Source organism: Acinetobacter sp. 809848 (genome assembly GCF_000581275.1).
In the GTDB taxonomy this organism is placed as follows: domain Bacteria; phylum Pseudomonadota; class Gammaproteobacteria; order Pseudomonadales; family Moraxellaceae; genus Acinetobacter; species Acinetobacter pittii.
Genome location: NZ_JEXG01000094.1, coordinates 1 through 2,092, shown reverse-complemented (window position 1 = coordinate 2,092; position 2,092 = coordinate 1). Strand labels below are relative to the sequence as shown.

Annotated in this window: 4 protein-coding genes and 1 pseudogene; 4 read left to right on the top strand and 1 reads right to left on the bottom strand. The window is 39.5% G+C overall.

Annotation, left to right across the window (positions count from 1 at the left end):
- From J536_RS23700 to J536_RS23690, 4 genes and pseudogenes are all read left to right on the top strand, one after another.
- A partial coding sequence (locus J536_RS23700; RefSeq protein WP_032064189.1) for an RNA recognition motif domain-containing protein occupies window positions 1-228 on the top strand: 228 nt, incomplete at its 5' end.
- A 9-nt stretch (window positions 229-237) separates the two neighbouring features.
- Window positions 238-601, top strand: a pseudogene (locus J536_RS26360) (ASCH domain-containing protein).
- Between the two features lie 80 nt (window positions 602-681).
- Window positions 682-1,185, top strand: coding sequence for a DUF6586 family protein (locus J536_RS23695; RefSeq protein ID WP_005066079.1), 504 nt, complete (start codon window positions 682-684; stop codon window positions 1,183-1,185).
- 112 nt (window positions 1,186-1,297) lie between these two features.
- Window positions 1,298-1,576 (top strand): hypothetical protein, encoded by a 279-nt coding sequence (locus tag J536_RS23690; protein WP_002114792.1) that lies wholly within the window; start codon window positions 1,298-1,300, stop codon window positions 1,574-1,576.
- A 35-nt stretch (window positions 1,577-1,611) separates the two neighbouring features.
- On the opposite strand, the gene J536_RS23685 is transcribed toward J536_RS23690, so the two are convergent.
- A partial coding sequence (locus tag J536_RS23685) for an NAD-binding protein (RefSeq protein ID WP_032064188.1) occupies window positions 1,612-2,092 on the bottom strand: 481 nt, incomplete at its 5' end.

Sequence of the window (2,092 nt, the reverse complement as noted above, 5' to 3'; positions counted from 1 at the left end):
GTTCGTAATTTAGATCGTGCTGTAAGTGAAGCTGAAGTTTTAGAGTTATTCAAGGCATATGGTAAAGTTGATACATGTGTTCTGGTGACTGATAAAGATACAGGTAAGTCGAAGGGCTTTGGTTTTGTTGAAATGCCTAATCCCCGTGAAGCGATTAAGGCAATTAAAGGCTTAAATACGCTTAAAGTTAAAGGCTATGGAATTCGAGTTAAAGCAGCCGAAGAATAAGTTTTCCTGGTGAAAAGACAATTTTTAGCTCTCTCGATTGTAACGCCGAATGGTACTCGTATTGCTGAAGGTATAAAAACACTTGAAGTGCGTTCATGGATACCTACGCAGTTACCAGTGAAAGATCTATTAATTGTCGAAAACCAGAACTTTCTGGTTAAAGATACTGATGAAGAGGAAGGAGTTGCTGTCGCTTTAGTTGATGTCGACCTCAGTTCATACTTGGCGAAATGACGAGGTCAATTTAGCCTGTGCATCTGCTTGGAGTGAAGGCTATTTTGCTTGGGTTTTAAGTAATATTCGCCCTTTAAGGCAGCCAGTAAAAATTTTAGCTAAACGTAAAATTTATCAAGTTGAGCTGGATTTACCATAAATAACGTTGATTTTATCAATGGAGTCGTTAAGCTAAGAATAGCTATTGCAATGGCGATTTTAGAACAGGAAAGTTTAGTTATGTCACGTGTTGCTCGTTATCATGCCGATCGTACCAATCAGAAGCTCTATTTTGCACGTCTAGCGTGTCAACAGGCAGAGCAGACCGATCATGTGCAGCAGGTACAAGCTTACCGTGAAGCAGCTGTATTTCATTTACATGGCGCAATGTTAGCGTTCTTACAAGAATTGGTACGTTATTACCGTTTAAATGATTTGCAACCCACCTTAAAATCTATTGAGGAACATATGGCGGCAAAAGGACAGGTTTCCCCTGAAGTGTCCGTTTTGCAGCAATTGGCAAAAGATGGTTTTGTTGCAGAGTTAAAACGAGCTTATCGTATGTGCCAATACGCCCCAGAACCAAAAGAACCGACTCCTGAAGAAGAAACTTCTTCTAACCTTATTATTAAAGTGACACAAGGGCCTCAGTCTTGGTTGCCAGATGTTAAAATCTTGCGTGAATGGCACCGAGAATTAAGTCATTTAATTGATGGTTTTCGTAACGAAATGGTCGAGTTCTAAAATTAAACTGCCTAGATGCTTGAAATTTAGACTAGGTGTGCCTATATAAATAAGACAAGAGATGCAAAGTGCAAGGGTGCTTTGCCACCATGTTGAAACATGGAGGAAGTATATGTCTATACAGCAATTGAAAGAGTTATTTGGAAATCAAGAAGCAGTGTTGGAATTAGTTCAACTCGAAGGTGGCGAACTCGCCTTGCGTAATGCAGGTTCTGAGAATGAACCCTTGGTTAAAATTCAATTTAGCGATGAAGTCAAAGCAATCTTGGGTGAGCAGACTCCAGTTGTTGCTCAGCATATGATTCAGGCTGCATTATTTGGACTGCTGGAAAAGCAGGTAAACGAGTGGCAGGCTGAGGTATTAGACGAACAGCCTAAATTCTTGAGTTAAAAAAAGCGTACTCTTGAGTACGCTTTTTATATGGGTTAATGAATTGTTGACTGATGAGCAAGCTCGATCTGATTTAAGATGTGGTGACTCATATTCTTTGCCATTTCTTCTTTTGCATAGAACACTTCGCCAATATTTTCATCACGGATAACCGCTGCTTCTTCTTTGCTTTCTGCGCAAATTAATACCTGAATCTGAGGATTTAATTGCTTGGCAATCGCCACGATACGGTGAATATCTAAAATATCCATAGGTGAGATTACCAAGAGTCGTGCATGCATGATATGTGCTTGAATTAAAACACTTGGTTCAGTAGCAACACCACTCACAGCAGCAATATTTGCGTTACGTAGTTTTTCTACGATTTCACGATTCTCTTCTGCAATAACGACCTTAATATTCTCATTAATTAAATTTTCAGTAATGCGTCGTCCTACACCGCCATATCCCACAATATTTTTAAAGCCTTTTAGAATAGGCGAAATTGCTTTTGCCAGCTCAATCATGCTTGCTTGA